At 45.4% G+C, this 15580-nt stretch carries 17 protein-coding genes; 13 read left to right on the forward strand and 4 right to left on the reverse strand.

Features of this window, described 5'->3' with window-relative positions; translation table 11 throughout:
- Complete coding sequence (locus tag OB236_RS39470) at positions 1-1239, forward strand: MFS transporter (protein WP_262689009.1); 1239 nt, start codon at positions 1-3, stop codon at positions 1237-1239.
- 142 nt (positions 1240-1381) lie between these two features.
- Complete coding sequence (gene nagZ, locus OB236_RS39475) at positions 1382-2701, forward strand: beta-N-acetylhexosaminidase (RefSeq protein WP_262689011.1); 1320 nt, start codon at positions 1382-1384, stop codon at positions 2699-2701.
- An 87-nt stretch (positions 2702-2788) separates the two neighbouring features.
- Here nagZ and OB236_RS39480 read toward each other — a convergent pair whose 3' ends face one another.
- Positions 2789-3541 carry a hypothetical protein gene (locus tag OB236_RS39480; RefSeq protein WP_262689013.1) on the reverse strand — a complete coding sequence of 251 codons (753 nt, stop codon included), beginning with the start codon at positions 3539-3541 and terminating at the stop codon, positions 2789-2791.
- 251 nt (positions 3542-3792) lie between these two features.
- On the opposite strand from OB236_RS39480, the gene OB236_RS39485 reads away from it, so the two are divergent.
- The 8 genes from OB236_RS39485 (at position 3793) to OB236_RS39520 (ending at position 11425) form a co-directional block, all read left to right on the forward strand.
- Positions 3793-4653 carry a MurR/RpiR family transcriptional regulator gene (locus OB236_RS39485; RefSeq protein WP_076237000.1) on the forward strand — a complete coding sequence of 287 codons (861 nt, stop codon included), beginning with the start codon at positions 3793-3795 and terminating at the stop codon, positions 4651-4653.
- Entirely contained in the window at positions 4646-5665 is a 1020-nt protein-coding gene (locus OB236_RS39490; protein WP_262689015.1) for a serine hydrolase domain-containing protein, read from the forward strand. The genes OB236_RS39485 and OB236_RS39490 overlap by 8 nt, the downstream gene beginning before the upstream one ends.
- 76 nt (positions 5666-5741) lie before the next feature.
- Positions 5742-7034: an ABC transporter substrate-binding protein gene (locus OB236_RS39495; protein WP_262689016.1), complete on the forward strand. Its 1293-nt coding sequence runs from the start codon at positions 5742-5744 to the stop codon at positions 7032-7034.
- Between the two features lie 37 nt (positions 7035-7071).
- Positions 7072-8025, forward strand: a complete 954-nt coding sequence (locus OB236_RS39500) for a carbohydrate ABC transporter permease (protein ID WP_083689836.1) — start codon at positions 7072-7074, stop codon at positions 8023-8025.
- A gap of 55 nt (positions 8026-8080) precedes the next feature.
- Entirely contained in the window at positions 8081-8905 is an 825-nt protein-coding gene (locus OB236_RS39505; RefSeq protein WP_076236992.1) for a carbohydrate ABC transporter permease, read from the forward strand.
- Positions 8892-9905 (forward strand): N-acetylglucosamine kinase, encoded by a 1014-nt coding sequence (locus OB236_RS39510; RefSeq protein ID WP_262689020.1) that lies wholly within the window; start codon positions 8892-8894, stop codon positions 9903-9905. Before OB236_RS39505 ends, OB236_RS39510 begins: the two co-directional genes overlap by 14 nt.
- Entirely contained in the window at positions 9906-10823 is a 918-nt protein-coding gene (murQ, locus tag OB236_RS39515; RefSeq protein ID WP_262689021.1) for an N-acetylmuramic acid 6-phosphate etherase, read from the forward strand.
- A 161-nt stretch (positions 10824-10984) separates the two neighbouring features.
- Positions 10985-11425, forward strand: a complete 441-nt coding sequence (locus OB236_RS39520) for a DUF2935 domain-containing protein (RefSeq protein WP_262689023.1) — start codon at positions 10985-10987, stop codon at positions 11423-11425.
- A 150-nt stretch (positions 11426-11575) separates the two neighbouring features.
- On the opposite strand, the gene OB236_RS39525 is transcribed toward OB236_RS39520, so the two are convergent.
- A complete protein-coding gene (locus OB236_RS39525; RefSeq protein ID WP_262689025.1) occupies positions 11576-12019 on the reverse strand; it encodes a hypothetical protein in 444 nt (147 codons plus the stop codon).
- 25 nt (positions 12020-12044) lie between these two features.
- Positions 12045-12251 carry a DUF6199 family natural product biosynthesis protein gene (locus OB236_RS39955; protein WP_332843822.1) on the reverse strand — a complete coding sequence of 69 codons (207 nt, stop codon included), beginning with the start codon at positions 12249-12251 and terminating at the stop codon, positions 12045-12047.
- Positions 12252-12393: 142 nt separating this feature from the next.
- Here OB236_RS39955 and corA point away from each other — a divergent pair, with 142 nt between their 5' ends.
- On the forward strand, positions 12394-13323 hold the full coding sequence (gene corA, locus OB236_RS39530) for a magnesium/cobalt transporter CorA (RefSeq protein WP_262689027.1): 930 nt from the start codon (positions 12394-12396) through the stop codon (positions 13321-13323).
- Between the two features lie 15 nt (positions 13324-13338).
- Here the strand turns inward: corA and OB236_RS39535 are convergent, their stop codons facing one another.
- Positions 13339-13683, reverse strand: coding sequence for an SdpI family protein (locus OB236_RS39535; protein ID WP_262689029.1), 345 nt, complete (start codon positions 13681-13683; stop codon positions 13339-13341).
- A 270-nt stretch (positions 13684-13953) separates the two neighbouring features.
- Between OB236_RS39535 and OB236_RS39540 the strand changes: the two genes are divergently transcribed.
- Both OB236_RS39540 and OB236_RS39545 read left to right on the forward strand, forming a co-directional pair.
- Complete coding sequence (locus OB236_RS39540) at positions 13954-14772, forward strand: shikimate 5-dehydrogenase (RefSeq protein WP_262689031.1); 819 nt, start codon at positions 13954-13956, stop codon at positions 14770-14772.
- Between the two features lie 178 nt (positions 14773-14950).
- A complete protein-coding gene (locus tag OB236_RS39545; RefSeq protein ID WP_262689032.1) occupies positions 14951-15466 on the forward strand; it encodes an acyl-CoA thioesterase in 516 nt (171 codons plus the stop codon).
- Positions 15467-15580 lie beyond the last annotated feature (114 nt).

The following is a 15580-nucleotide window of genomic DNA, read 5'->3' on the forward strand; positions in this document are numbered from 1 at the left end:
ATGCTCCAACGCGTAAGCGGGCTTAATAAAACTTATGTGATGCAACTGGCGACGATTTTTTTGGGATTTATTATTTTTGGCATATCAGAAAATATTAAAGGACCGGCCATTCCTCGAATACAATACGACTTTAACCTGGATGAAATGCAGCTGGGCTCGCTATTGTCGCTGAATGCGCTGGGTTATTTGATCGCCTGCTCTTTTACGGCTTACCTGACTCGCAAACTGGGAATCAAAGCTGTGACCCTGTTGGCTTTCGGAGCGATGCTGGTGTCGGGAATCCTGATTTTTTTCTCCCGCAGCTATCCGATTTTTTCCTCATCTTACTTCTTGATGTACATCGGTAATGGAATGCTGGAGATCGGACTTGCTATACTTGGGGCGCGAATATTTATTAGAAATACCGGCACGATGATGAATCTGTCCCATTTCTTTTACGGACTCAGCTCTACGGTAGCGCCGATGATTGCCTCGGGAATGATGTCGGTGACTCTGTACGGGCATATGCTGGATTGGCGCGGGATGTATCTGGTCATGTTATCCTTGTCTGTGCTGCCGATGATCCCGGCGCTACTCAGCTATTTTCCAGGTGACGATCTGCCGCTGGAGGATCGAGTTCCTTTGAAAATGCTTGTGCGGGATCCCGCCTTATGGCTGCTGGTGCTCATACTTTCATTTGGCGTCGTATCGGAAATGGCGGTTGGTGGCTGGTTGGTCAATTTTTTGGAAAAAGCCTACAGGTGGGATGGGGTTGCGGCTTCCGGGATGCTGTCTGCGTTCTTTTTTTGCTTCTCGGCTGCAAGACTTTTTCTGGGTCCGGTTACGGATAAAATCGGGTTTAATCTGTCTCTCATCATCTTCTCCGCTTTTTCTGCCGTATGTACGTTTGCTGCTATCTGGGGCGGGGAATCACTGGCATTTTTGTTCGCTGCAGCAGGCGTGGGAATTGCACCGATTTATCCGACAATCATGGCTTTTATTGCCAAAAGATATCCACGCGGCAGCGACACTGCCATCACGTTCACCGTTACTTTGATGGGGATTGGCAGCGTTGTGGGCAACTATGCTATCGGAGCGATCACTAGCGGTATCAAAAACAGCTATGGGCCGGACGCGGAAACAGGATTGCTGCGTGGACTTCAGGCTGGATACGGCTTTATCGGTTTATGCGCACTAATCTGCGCCATATCCGGATGTATCTTGTACAAATATTTGAAAGCGCGCAAGGAACTGATCTAAATGTAGTTCTCCTGAATTTATGTAAAATTTCAAGCTTTGGGAAAGAATAGGAAGTAACATAAGAAGTCGAACAAGTACAGATTCATTCGCTAACCGACTTAGGCACTGCCAGCTATCAATTGACATCATGAGGTGATGAACTGTGACGGCAAAAAAAAGAAGATGGTGGGCGATAACTCCCCTTTGTTTCCTTATGCTGAGCGGCTGTATGAGCCAAGGAAGCCCATCCGCAAGTAATCCCAATCCCCCTGCAGCGGTTTCTCCGGTTCCTAATTCAACTCCAAAGCCGACACAAACGGGTACGCCCTCTGAGGCAGTCCCTGCACCAGCACCGGCTGTTAATCAGCCAACCCAACCAGCAGACAAAGTTCTTGAACAAATCAAGAAGATGTCGATCCATGAAAAGGTGGGTCAGTTGGTTGTAGTCGGCATGGATGGGCTTACCAATAATGACCAGACTACACAGCTTATATCCGAATACCACGTCGGCGGGTTTATTTTTTTTAAGGTGAATTTAAAAGATACCCCACAGGCGCTAGCCCTGTTTAATTCATTGAAATCCACTAATGAATCGGTGACTGGCATTCCGTTAATGCTTAGCGTAGACGAAGAGGGTGGCAGGGTTAGCCGGCTTCCTGATGAATTGAAGAAGCTCCCTACGAATGCGGCAATTGGTAAAATCAATAATAGTGAATTTTCAAGGGAAATAGGAGCATCCTTGGGTAAGGAACTGAAGAGTTTTGGATTGAATATGGATTTTGCTCCAGTCCTTGATGTATTCAGTAATCCGAACAACACGGTTATTGGTGACCGTTCGTTCGGGAATCAGGCTGACGTGGTCAGTCGACTTGGTGTTGCGACCATGCAAGGAATAGAGTCCGCTCAAGTGGTTGCTGTGGTTAAACATTTTCCTGGACATGGAGATACTGCGGTTGATTCACATCTTGGGCTTCCGGTGGTCAATCATGATTTAACCCATCTTCGTCAGTTGGAGTTAGTTCCTTTTGCGAGTGCAATTAACAATGGGGCGGATGCCGTTATGGTGGCTCATCTGCTTATGCCAAAGCTGGACGCAGATCATCCTGCTTCCTTTTCTAAAGCAGTCATTACCGATTTGCTGCGTAAGGAGATGGGGTTTAATGGGGTTGTTTTTACCGATGATATGACAATGGGGGCTATTACTCAAAATTATGAAATCGGGCAGGCCGCGGTAGAGTCAGTGTTGGCAGGCGGGGATATTGTGCTTGTAGGACATTCTTTCGACCAGCAGGTTCAGGTCATTCAAGCGCTGCGGAGCGCTGTATCCAATGGAACAATCCCGGATTCTGTGTTGAATGCAAGTGTAACCCGGATATTGAAGCTAAAAGAGAAATATCATTTGAGTAACTCGAAGTCTGAAGATCCTGATATTAAGGGCTTGAACGCTAACCTGTCGGCGCTGCTTGGCAAATATCAAAAGTAACCATAGCGTGATCGGCCCGTATTTTGTCACGGTTACATATGACAAGAATACGGGCCGATCGCAGATTGTCCTATGGATTTCGATCACTTATTGTGGATCTTGTTTGGTAATTTTGGCTGCATTATTGATTTTGTATTTAACGGGATGTTTATTTAACTTTTTGGCGACCAATTTGGCTTCAAAGCTGAGCTGATCGCCTATTTGCAATTCCAATTTTTTCAAGGCCATGCTGTGGCTGGACCATGCAGTATCCAGTGATGTAGCTGTACCCTCATGCTGGAACGTTATTTGCTCAAAGATCACGACTTCATCATCGGTGTCGCTGAATGGATTAGGTACCGAGGCGAATTCTGCTACAGTCGCTTCAACGCTAACCTTTCCTTCCGGCAGGGCAACAGGAGCCGCAGGCGGTTTATCAGAGGTTTTCTTGTCTGTTGATTTTTTGGCTTTGGGCGGTTCTGATGCTGCAGCAGGTGCTCCGGGCGCAACTTCTGCTAAGCTTTGGCTTGAAGTCTCATTCAGATCCTCACTCGCAATAGCACCTGCTTCGCTTGCCTCCGAATCTTCCTCAAGCTTAATTTTACCAAAATGGGCGTTCTGCATTTCGCGTAGATAAGAAGGATGGATATTATGAAGCTCACCGTCGACCTGGATGACAGCAAATACAAGGTCTGCATATCCTACGATTTCACAAGGGATATCCAGGTTTTGACCTTTGTATCTGAAGGTTTTCAGCTTCGCCGCTTTTTGCGGGAGCAGCCCCCAATCCTTGCAAAATGCCAATGCCTGATCTTCATTATCAAAAGCTGTATATTGTTCGGGATGCGTCCACTGTGGCATATTATTTTCCTCCTATAAGTTCCAAAGATCCTGATCTTATTTTACCATTATTGCTTTGAAATGAAAAAGGGTATTGATAGATAGGGCTTGGCAGCTTGTTTGCAGCCGGACAACATCTTTAAAAATTTGTAAAGAAATAAAATTTCACAAAAAGTCTTTACAAAACGAAATATTATTTTATAATGAAGTTGTAAGCTAAGTTTACATGTTGCTGACTCTTCAACGAATTAAGTGCAAAGGATAGTGATGGCATGGTGAATCAGGGTCTCATAAGTATCCGTGAATCGTTGGATACACTCAAACCTACTGAACGTAAGGTTGCCCTGTACATTTTGGAGCACCCTGAGATGGTGATGAATGCTTCGGTGCAAAAGCTGGCCGAACTGGCTGAAGTCAGCGAAGCGACGATTGTGCGCCTGGCGCGTTCCCTCCATATGAAAGGATTCCAGGAGCTGAAGCTGAGAATTGCTGCTGACCTCGCTAAGTCCTCGAACAGTATGGGGACCTCCTATCAGGAAATCCAGATTGACGGGTCGATTCCGTCCTTAATTCAGTCGATCTCACATAACAACATTTTATCGATTCAGGACACATTGGCTGTGCTGTCGGTAGAGGATGTGGAGAAAGCGATTGAAAGTCTGGATCGTGCAAAGCGTGTGTATATTTTTGGAGTTGGCGCCTCAGCCGTGATTGCCCAGGATTTCAAGCAAAAGCTTTCGCGGATAAACAGATGGTGTGAAATGGCGTCTGACTTTGACTCCCAGGTCACATTGGCTGCGAATATGAACGAGCACGATGTCGCATTTGGCATATCGTACTCAGGTCAAACGGAATCAATTATCCAATCGTTGGAGATTGCTAAGGAGAGCGGGGCCACGATCATTGCGATGACCAAATTTGGTCATAATCCTGTCTCAGAATTGGCTGATATCTGTTTGTTCACAAGCTCGATGGAGCAAAGCATCCGCAGTGGAGCGATGGCATCCAGAATTGTCCAGCTGAACGTTATCGATATCTTGTACGTCGGGATCGCAAGCCGCTCGTATGAAGCGGTCATCCAGGCGCTGGAGAATACAAGAAAAGCAGTCAGAGGATCGAAGCGCAATGCATAACATTGAACAACAAATACAAAGCTGGGTAGAGCTTAATCAAATCCCCGGTGCTGTATTGGATATTAGCTTGGGCAGCAAGCTGCGCTGGCATAAGGAGTGGGGCTCCTACTCGGATGGACAAAAGATTCGCGATATCAAGTATAACACGATGTTTGATGCGGCCTCTCTGACGAAAGTGACCGCGACTTTACCGGCAATCCTGCTCCTTGAGCAGCACAAGCAGCTTTCTCTGGATGATTCCGTTCAGAAGTATATACCCGATTTTCGGCACGGACTAATAACGATCAGGCAGTTACTGCAGCATAGCTCAGGTCTTCCAGCCGATCTGCCGCGAGTAGACAGGTATGAGCCGAGAGATGTCGTTAAGGACATTTTGCAGCAAGAGCTGGTTTATGAAACGGGCACGAAGGTTGTATACAGCGATCTCGGATTTATTCTGTTGGGAAGCGTTATCGAAGAGCTGACTCGCCAAAGGTTATCCGAATTCGTGACGAAACAAATATTCCAGCCACTGGGCATGAAGGATACGACATTCACACCTGATGAGTCTCTGAGGGAGCGTATCGCGGCCACAGAGGCCGATGGAAATGGCTATATTGTGGGAGAGGTTCACGATGAAAAGTGTTATCAAATGGGGGGCATATCGGGAAGTGCCGGGATGTTCACCACAGCCACCGATCTGCTTCAATATGCAAGGAGCTGGCTGACTTCAGAGGAATCCTTGCTCACTCCAGGTCAGCGCGAGCTATGTGTAACCAACCCTTTTCAAGGCAGAGGTCTTGGTTGGGAAGTATGGCAGGGGCAACCCGTAATTCCGAGCTGTGGGCAAACATGGCCTTTTGGCAGCTTTGGTCATACTGGCTTTACCGGAACAAGTCTATGGATAGAACCACATAGCGAGCTCATCGTCGTTTTTATGACGAATGCGGTTCATTATGGCAGAAGCAATCCGATCCGGGAGCTGCGTCCACTTGTACATGAAGCTATTTATTCCTCGCTTGTCGGGGATTGAATATAGGTAAACCATCACAGCACAGCGAAGGCTCATGATTAATCAGCTTCGCACATTCCAAGGAGGAGTCTACAAGATGAAACGTACGATGAAACTTTCCGTTATTATGGTTGCCGCTTTAACCTTGGTTATTACAGGCTGTAGCAGCACTGCCAGCCAACCAGGTGCGACACCCGCGCCCAAACCGGACACTAAGGTAGACAAAGTTAAGTTGACGATGGGTAGCTGGAGAACAGAAGATAAGGAAGCCTACGAAAAAATCATTAAAGAATTCCAGTCCAAAAATCCGAACATCGAAATTGAGTTCAAGCCTACCAAAAACACAGAGTACAATACATTGCTGAACACTTCACTGCAAACGGGCAGTGCTCCTGACATTATACATTTGCGTCCTTATGCGCCTGGTATTGCACTTGCAGATGGCGGATATCTGGAGCCTCTGGATTCCGTTAAAGGCATGGATGTATTCTCCAAATCAGCGTTATCAGCGGCAACGGGCAAAGACGGCAAGGTATATGGTGTGCCGACGGTATTTAGCTCCACGCAAATCTTCTATAATAAGAAGCTGTTCAAGAAATTCAATATTGAAGAGCCCAAGACTTGGGACGAATTGATCAAAGCGGCGGATACACTGAAGCAGAATAAAGTGACTCCATTTGCTTTTGGCTCCAAGGAAGGCTGGATTCTTTCACTTACACACGGCGCACTTGGACCTGCGATTTATGGCGGAACCGACTACGTGAACAAAGTGACAACAGGTCAAACGAATCTGAAGAGCAAGGAATTTACCGATTCGGTGCAAATGATGCAGGACCTCACCAAATATTTCCCTGAAAATTATGTAGGGCTGTCGATGGATGATATGCGTAACCTTTTCGTGACCGAGCAGGCTGGAATGATGGTTATGGGTGACTGGGAAGTAGCGGTCATGAAAAAAATGAATCCGGATCTCGATATGGATTTATTCGCTGTTCCGAATGCAGCCGCTGGTAAAGCTACGGTTACTACGTGGGTAGATGGATCTTTTGGAGTCAACAAGGAATCCAAAGGCAAGAAAGAAGCAATGAAATTCATTGAATTTATGACCTCCAAAGAATTCGGTACGCTGGTAGCGAACGAATTGAAGAAGCCGAGCACGATTCCGGGTGTTCAATCCAATGATCCGATCGTCACCAAAATTTCTACTTTGGCCAATACAGTTTCAACTCCGTACATGTTCGTTATCCATTTTAACGGCGGCAACCCGACCTCCAAATCGATCTTCGAGCAGCTGTTACAAGGTATGTATCTGGGTAAGGAAACACCGGCTAAGGTTACGGAAGAATTGCAAAAGAGCGTGGACAGCTGGTTCAAACCGGCAGCCAAATAAGTAAACAAATTCAGATTGACAAAGGCGGCGAGGCGTAATGAATGGGATCCATGCACAGGCTCATGAACCAAAGCACAAGCATAAGAAGTTCAACTGGAGTAAAGGGTTCATTCACTTATTCCCGATTCCAGCCCTCGCCGTATATACGTTATTCATCGTATATCCGATTCTCGCAGCGTTCAGTTACAGCTTATTTGACTGGACTGGACTCAAGAAGGGCGCTTTTATAGGAATTGCGAATTTCACAAAGCTATTTACAACAGAACCTTTTAAAGGGCTGTTCTGGAATGCATTCGCACACAATTGGTACTATTTCGCCATGGAAATGATTGTGCAGAATGGAATTGCGTTCGTGCTCGCCTATATCATTTTTACGAAGGTTAAGGGAGCCGAATTGTTCAAGATGGCTTATTTTTTACCCAGATTGCTCTCCGTCATCGTAGTCGGATTTCTGTGGAAGCTGATGCTTAATCCGAACTTCGGAGCGATTAATGTGATGCTTAAACAGGTAGGACTTGGAGAGTGGGCGAAGCCTTGGCTGGGAGATCCAGCATACGCGCTCACCTCGATCATTTTGGTCAACAGCTGGTTCGGAATCGGCTTCTCCATCTTGATTTTATTAGCAGGGTTGCAGTCCATTTCTCTAGAGGCTATTGAAGCGGCACGTTTGGACGGCGCCAAAGGCTTCCGACTCATTAAATCGATCATTTTCCCGATGATGTCGCAGTCGATTGTTATTGTTACGATTTTCACGTTTGTTCAGGCTTTTGAGGCGTTTGAGCTCGTGTATGCGATGCAGGGATCTCAAGGTGAGCCGTACCATTCGACCGATTTGCTGGCTGTATTTTTCTACCGGGTTGCGTTTGGAGGTTCAAGCGGAGATGGAGTGGCTATTGGACTTGGCTCTGCACTGGCAGTTACTTTGTTCTTTATTATTGCAGTGTTGTCAGCCCTTTTCATGGCATATGTGAGAAAACGGGATATGGCTTAAGCGGAATGCAGACTATGCTGTGCTCTCATACATTCATGAAAGGTGAGGAGTCTCGATGAAAGAACACAAAGGATTACGTATTGGACACTATGCGATTGCCATACTGTTCACGGTTGTCAGTCTATACCCGATCTTCCTGATGCTGCTGTCTTCGTTCAAGACCAACATTGAAATTTTTAAAAACCCGATGGCGTTCCCCAAGCTTTGGACCTTTGATGCGTATCGAAAATTACTCGATCAATTGCCTTATTTCGATTACTTTTGGAACAGTGTATTTGTTAGTGTTACTTCTGTGGCACTGATTCTCATATCGGGGGCATTGGTATCGTTTTATATTGCGAGATTTAATTTCAAGTGGAACCCGGCCTTGTTTTTCTTCTTCCTGTTGGGGATGATGATTCCGGTCAAGCTGGGTATTGTTCCCTTGTTTATCCTGATGAAAACTCTTGGTTTGATGAATACAAGCTTTTCCTTGATTTTCGTATATACGGCGATTGGCATTCCGATGTCCGTTCTGATTCTGGTCGGGTTTTTCCGAACCTTACCTAAGGAGCTGGAGGAATCCGGTAAAATTGACGGCTGTTCTGATTTGGGGATTTTGGTAAAAATCATTGCCCCATTGATGCGTCCTGCGCTCGGTACGGTTATGATTATGAATTTTATTACGGTATGGAATGATTTTTTCTTTCCGTTAATATTTATCCAGGATGAAGTCAAAAAGACAATTCCGGTCGGGATGCTTACCCTGTTCAGTGAATATTCGACCGATTGGAGCGTGCTGTTCGCCGGTCTGACCTTATCTTCGCTTCCGATGATCATCTTGTTCGCTGTCGCTTCCAAACAATTTATGGAAGGGATGACTGCCGGTGCCGTCAAGTAAAGATATCAGGTTTATAGGAATTGACGGTGGCGGTACGAAAACGGCCTGTATGATCGGTGATGGCTTGGGTAATGTGTTGGCTGTCTGTTATGGGGCATCCAGCAGTATCAAGTCCAACTCCAGGGAGGTTGTACAGGAAGTATTGCTGTCCTTGATTCAACAAGCTTTGGCGTTGTCCAACAGCACCGAGTCACAGCTAGAGGGAGTTTTTCTCGGCTTGGCAGGTGCAGATCGTCCAGAGGATAAGGTGCAAATTCTGTCTTTATTAGAAGGGAAGCTGCCGGCTTCGGTTGTCATTACGCTGCATAATGATGCGATTACGGCATTATCTGCCGGGACTTGGGGAGAAGCGGGAATTGTACTGATCTCGGGAACGGGATCGATAGCGTACGGCTTTGTGCCTGAGGCCTCCATTAGCGTTCGTGTCGGGGGCTGGGGATATATGTTAGGCGATGAGGGCAGCGGCTTCAATATGAGCCAGCAAGCGTTGATTGCTGTAATGAAGCAGCATGATGGCCGAGGTCCCCACACGAAGCTGACATCCTATATACTGGACCAATTGTCCCTAACCGATCCCAATCAGATCGTCACCTATGTGTATGGACAGGCGAATATACGAACCGCTATCGCGGTGCTCTCCAAGATCGTGCTTCAAGCGGCTAAGGAAGATGATGCAGTGGCTCTGGAGATCGTGGATCAAGCGGTCAAGGAATTGGCCCAGATCGCGATAACCGCCAAAGCACGACTGCAGCAATTACAACCGAACCAGGATATGTCGGACCTGCCGCTGTTACTCAGTGGAGGGCTATTCTCGGACAGCTGGTTTCAAACCTGCTTTGAGTCTCAGCAAGACATCATGAACAGCAAGCTCAAGGTAAGTAAGCTCGAGGTACCGCCTGTGACAGGTTGTTATGTGCTTGCACTCAAGCAGGCCGGTATAGCAATTACAGATGCATTGAAAACACAAATTCGTGCATGGGAGACAAGGAGGGAAACATAGTTGAAACACATCGAAAGTCAACCCATTACGGAACAAAGAAATGAGAAAACGAGCCAGTTGGATGAAATGAATGTGCAGGAAATTATTCAAATCATGAATGCTGAGGATCAGACAGTTGCACTTTCCGTACAGCATGCGCTCCCGCAAATCGGCAAGGCGATTGAAGCCATTGTTGAGGTGATGAGCAAAGGCGGCAGACTGTTTTATATAGGAGCAGGAACAAGCGGACGTCTCGGCATCCTGGATGCATCGGAATGTCCACCAACATTTGGTGTTAACCGTGAGTTGGTTACCGGGATCATCGCTGGCGGGGAAGCCGCGATCATGACAGCTATCGAAAATGCCGAAGACGATGCCGAAGCGGGTGCGAGAGAAATCGAAGCCCGTCTGACAGCAAATGATGCATTGGTAGGCATAGCCGCAAGCGGCAATACGCCTTATGTAATCGGGGCGATTAATCGCGCTCGGGCGATGGGGGCAGTAACGGCCAGTGTGTCCTGCAACGACAATGCACGACTCAGTGCAGCGGCTGAATATGCGATTGAGGTTCCAGTTGGCCCTGAGGTTGTGACCGGATCGACACGGCTTAAGGCAGGTACTGCAACGAAGCTGGTGCTCAACATGATCACGACCACCGTGATGATCAAGCTCGGCAAGGTTTACGGTAATTTGATGGTGAATGTGCAGGCAACGAACGAAAAGCTGCGTGATCGGGTTATCCGGATTGTCGGTGAAGCGACCGGAGCTGATTACGAGAAGGCTGCTTCGTATACCCAGCAGGCAGATGGAGATGCACGGGTAGCTATTTTGATGATCAAATTTGCCGTAGATTCGAATAGGGCTTTGGCTGTATTGGAGCAGTGCCGTGGTCATTTTGGTGACGCGGTCCGTATCCTGGAAAAAGAAGACTTGGCTTAACAGCACCTATACGATATACACAATGAGGGGTACCGGATTAATATTCGGTATCCTTTTTTGTGTCACAGCCTGAATTGGAGAGCAAACGAGACAGACATATATCGTCTTCCATCAGAATAGATTACATCTATGAACGGATGAGAAGACGGAGGTATCTGTGAATGCAATTTGATTACGGAGATAAAATGCCGCTGCGAATTCTCGATGAGGGAGAATTCTGGAAGCTGCAGGAAACTGAGCATACCGATGTAATAAGAGCGTTAGTGCCTGATTTGGAGCAGCCGTTTGTAGAAGCTTTGCAAGCATGGGAACAAGCATTGGCTCGAACACAAGCGATGTTTGTTCGTTATATTGAGTGGGTTGGGCGCATGGAGCATCAGGTGAGCAGTGAGGTTTACAAGCAAATTATGGAGCTGGTTTTGTTTGGTAGAAGGCAAAGTGAGCAATTTATACAATTATTAAACCAACTGGGTACCGAAAGCACAGCGTTGAAAAACAATCCGACCGCGATAACTGTGTTAAACCACATACGCCGCGAATCCGAATATTTTATTGGCATCGCCCAAGCGGTGCTCTCAGAGGTCGTAGTACCAACTCCATAAATGATAGATGAAGAGCCCGCGTTACTGAGGCTCTTTTTTACTGTTACAGGACCATAAGGCGTCATTAGTAAAAAGAGCTCTTCGCCTTGAACGGGAAGAGCTCTTTGCAGTCTACGATATAACGCTCTAACAAATGAACAGCATCATTTTCTACTTAATTTCGGTTATCCTGAAGACCCCTGTTCCTTTGTTTATACGATTTCCTTCGAGCCAGTCCACTTCTACCGATATCGGTGTGTCTATTGGCAAATTTAAATCGGATAACGTTAATTTTTCGTTTGGATCCAGTTTGGAAACCACAGTTTTTGAATCCGGTTTTACAATTGTACCTGAAAGCTTTTCTTTTATATCCACTCTATAATACACAGTCACACTTTGAACTGAAATGTCTCCCGAATTTTGGAATTCAAGATCATAATTCTGTTGTCCTGGAGCAAAGTATTTCGGTATTAAAGCTAATTTCCAATGCTCCAAACCGTTCTGTTTTGTCAATTCGGTATGAACTGAACGAATCTTGGAAGCCGCATCGTCAATAGTTGGTGAACATCCTGATAAAGTTGCTATGACACATGCGATGATAGACCATTTTCTCAATAGATTACCCTCCTAATGATGTTGGTTAAGCTGAGACAAATAAATAAACGTAAACACCTGCAAGGCCAACAAGGGTAAACATGACTCCACCAAACCGGGTTGACCAAAGGTACAAATCAGATGGTTCTGTTGCGTCGTTTGACTTCCAGCTTTCTGTAATTGTCCAAAGGATGGCTGGTTGTATTAACATCAATAGACCACAAAGCAACAGTAATACGGTAACAATAATCATTGGTGCCTCCGGAAGTTATGGATTTATTTTCAACATCCCCCATATTGGGCGCATACCGTGCGAGCTAGCTAATCGTTAATGGAGTGATATAATTTAATCAGAGTGATCTACCCAAGAAATCAAAGGCTGACGGAGGATACTTATGCTCATTTATAATACTTTGACCCATCGAACAACTACAGAAAAAGTAAGAAAGCCAGAGGACCATGAGATGGTCTGGATTCGTCTACGCAACCCGGAGTCATCAGAAACCAAGCATGTGTTATCCGACTTACTTGAGAGTCATCACCTTCTGGTAGAGGATTGTATCCAGCTGCATGGACGCCCAAAAATGGATAGATACAAAAACAATATTTTCATTTCATTTTTTGCTATCAATGAGCAGTATGATCCTATGGAAATTGCCTTGGTAATTGGGAAGAACTATGTCGTATCCGTATATGAAGCTGATATTCCACTGCTAGATAGTTTATATGAGGAATTTAAAGAAATTGAGGGAAGAATGACGTTTCCTGCTCAGATTCTGTACCATATTATGGACAGATGTGTGGATGAATACGTTCAAGTTATAGATCACATTGAAGATAAGGTGGAAACATGGGAAGAGGCTATTCATGATGATCCATACGCCCCAATATCCCGTGAAATTTTCCAATTAAAACGCATCACACATAACCTTCGCAGGGTTTTCGTTGAAGAAAGAACCGTGATAGGAACCATCAGTCATCAAAGCTTTCCGTATTCCCATCCCGATGCCGACGTTTATTTCGCAGATATTTTCGATCACATCTCACGGGTTGTGGATTCCATCGATATGTACCGTGAATCTCTGACGGGCTTGCTGGAAATGCAGGTGAGTATGAAATCCGATCGCATGAATGAAACGATGAAAACACTAACCGTCATCAGCACGATATTCCTTCCGTTAACTTTTGTCGCTGGGGTTTATGGCATGAATTTTAAAGATATCCCGGAATTAGATTGGAGCTTCGGGTATCTCTATGTGTGGATTCTAATGGCCGCGATTATGGTGGGAATGCTGTTTTTTTTCAAAAGTAAAAAGTGGATGTAGCCCTTAACAATTTGTTTATTTGTCTAATTGCTTCAATCTACGCTCTACTTGGATAAACATCATAATGATTAGCAAAAGCATCATACCCATTATTGAAAATATGGCAGCTACTTGATACTTGACTCCAAGCCCCATGCCAACCAAGCAACCAGCCACAATCATAACATAACCGTTATTTATCATTATTTTCGAGCTATATTGATTCGCTTCGTTCCATAAGTCCATATTTTTCATTGAGCGAGAGGTCCGATACCCATAAATGGCATTAATGTCCTTAGGGGGTTTACGCTTTAATAATTGCCCGGATAGAATGAAAATGATGCCGATTAACAAAGCGAAACCAATGCTTACAAATATCATGTTGAACACCTCCTTTGATGAACAACTTCCAGACTCTTAAATTGTCCATAATTTGACTTTCTTTCAACAGATGTATAGTTATTGTAACAAATTATGAGATCGAAAAACATAGATATTTAGGTGTAGCCTTAGATGAAGCGAACTTGTAATCTATGAAGAGGCTGAATACAATAAGAAGAATGAATCTCATACATATGCACACTGACCGAATATGTGCACAAAATGATGACATCAACAGCATACTAATTGCTTAAACGGAGGTAATTAATTATGAACGCAGCCATTAATAAAGATACTCAACTATGCATGTCTCTTGCAGGAAGGCCGGGTAATTTTGGTACCCGTTTTCACAATTTTTTGTACAACGAGTTGAATCTTAATTTCATTTACAAAGCATTTACCACGAATGATTTGCAAGCGACTATCGGTGGCATTCGATCAATGGGAATACGTGGTTGCGCTATCTCCATGCCTTACAAAGAAGCCTGTATCCCGTTTATTGATGAGATGGATGAATCTGCGACTGCGATTCAATCTGTTAACACTATTGTGAATGATCAGGGGCGATTAAAAGCCTATAATACCGATTATATAGCGGTTTCGCAATTGCTGAACCAGCACAACGTGCGGCGTGATAGTGTATTCGCTCTCCGTGGAAGCGGCGGTATGGCCAAAGCTGTCTTATGTGCGCTGCATGATGCAGGCTTTGGTTCAGGTTTTGTTGTTGCCAGGAACGAAGTGGCTGGTCGTGCATTGGCACAAGCTTATGGATATGAGTGGACGGATGATCTGGGAAGGATTCGTCCGGAGTTGTTGGTGAATGTGACACCTGTTGGGATGGCTGGTGGTTTAGAGGCTGACGATTTGTCATTTGAACCCGATTTTATCGAAAAGGCTGAGACCGTATTTGATGTGGTTGCGCTCCCTGCCGAGACTCCGCTGATCCGTCATGCAAGGTTAAAGAGTAAGAAAGTGATTACTGGTGCGGAGGTTTTTGCTATTCAGGCATTGGAGCAATTCATTCTATATACAGGTGTACGCCCAACTGACGAGCAGTTCAAAAGAGCGGCAGCATACGCCCGTGGCTGATATTCAGGCGAGACGCTTTGACCCATGTCTAAATAAAACTGTTCTGGACTTGGGTGCGTTGGAAACTCAAACGGATGGAGCTGCACGTTTGCGGAATGATAGCGACGTTATAGTCAGCTTTTAACGGATATGATATGTTAGGATAGATAAAGTTCAGAAGAAAAAAGGAGCTAAATTTATGGAGCAGAAGCGATTTGTCAAGGAGTCCCGTTCCTACAAAACAGCACGGGTATTTCCAGTTGATGTCAACAACAACAACACCTTGTTTGGTGGAAAACTAATGGCGTATATCGACGATATTGCCTCAATTGCAGCGTCAAAGCATTCACGATGTTCGGTTGTGACGGCTTCAACGGATTCGGTAGACTTCTTGCTGCCGATTAACCCAAGTGATGCCGTTTCATTGGAGTCTTTCGTTACCTGGACGGGAACGAGCTCGATGGAGGTTTTTGTGAAAGTAGTAACCGAGGATTTGAAGACGGGAGAGCGCAATATCGCGGCGACTTCGTTTTTGACCTTCGTTGCTTTTGATGAAAATAGAAAAACGGCTAAGGTTCCATCCGTTATTCCGGAGACCGAGGAAGAGAAGCAGCTGCACGAGACGGCTTTCAAACGGGCGGAGATGAGAAAAGCTCGCAGGGAAGAAAGTAAAAAGTTTGCCCATTACCTGATCACCAAGTTCCCTTGGGAGTAAAAAAGATACATAATACGAATCGTTTCTATTGTATAAAAATTCCAAAAGATGTAGACAAAACAAGACCAGATCGGCATGGCCAGTCTGGTCTTGTTTTGTCATGATCTGTTGTCT

Source organism: Paenibacillus baimaensis, assembly GCF_025567575.1.